Raw genomic sequence first — 1,106 nt, forward strand, 5'->3', positions numbered from 1 at the left:
GAAGTCCTCGTCGAACGGCTGCACCCCACCCGCAGCCTGACCCATCACCCCCTGATCCAAGTGGTCCTGGCCTGGCAAAACGACGATTTCGCAGACGTGACGCTGGGCGATCTGAAAGTAACCCCGTTGCCGACCGACACCCGCAGCGCGCGAATGGATCTGGTGTTCTCGTTGGCCGAGCGCTGGACGGGGGACGGACAGCCCGCCGGGATCGGCGGGGCGGTGGAATTCCGCACCGACGTGTACAACACCGCCCGCATCGAGACACTGGCCGCGCAATTGCACCACGTCTTGGTCGCCATGACCGCCGATCCGACCCGGCGTGTTTCGTCGATCGATGTGCTCGATGAGGCCGAGCGGGCGCGTCTTGAGGTGATCGGTAATCGGGCGGTGCTGGGTGGGCCGGTGGCGGTGACGGTGTCGATTCCGGAGTTGTTCGCCGCGCAGGTGGATCGTGTCCCGGAGGCGGTGGCGATCACCTGCGGGGGCCGGTCGTGGACGTATGGCGAGGTGGATGAGTCGTCGAATCGGTTGGCGCGCTTGTTGGTTGAGTATGGTGCGGGTCCGGGGGAGTGTGTGGGTCTGGTGGCCGAGCGTTCGGCCGAGGCCGTGGTGGCGATCTTGGCGGTGCTCAAGACCGGGGCCGCCTACCTGCCCATCGATCCCGGGCTCCCGGCGACCCGCATCGAGTTCATGCTCACCGACGCCCTGCCGATCGCCGCCGTCACCACCGCGGGCGTGCGATCGCGGCTCGACGGGTCGGACGTGGCCGTCATCGATTTCGACGATCCGGAAATGGCGGCACAGCCGGCCGGGCCGCTACCGCCGCCGGCCCCCGAGAACGTGGCCTACATCATCTACACCTCGGGCACGACGGGGGTTCCGAAGGGCGTGGCGGTCACCCATCACAATGTCACCCAGTTGCTGGAGTCGGTGCATGATGAGCTGGCGCTGGGCCGGGTGTGGTCGCAGTGCCATTCGTTGTCCTTTGACTTCTCGGTGTGGGAGATCTTCGGGGCGCTGCTGCACGGCGACCGGCTGGTGATCGTGCCCGACGCGGTGGTCCGCTCACCAGAAGACCTGCACGCCATGCTGATTCGCGAAGG

Annotated in this window: 1 protein-coding gene; it reads left to right on the top strand. The window is 67.1% G+C overall.

All coding sequences use genetic code 11. The features are described 5' to 3' along the window. Positions 1-1,106, top strand: a 1,106-nt coding sequence (locus A5681_RS01285; RefSeq protein ID WP_156737797.1) for an AMP-binding protein, incomplete at both ends; no start/stop codon positions are given.

It is taken from the genome of Mycobacterium scrofulaceum (assembly GCF_001667885.1).
Taxonomy (GTDB): Bacteria; Actinomycetota; Actinomycetes; order Mycobacteriales; family Mycobacteriaceae; genus Mycobacterium; species Mycobacterium scrofulaceum_C.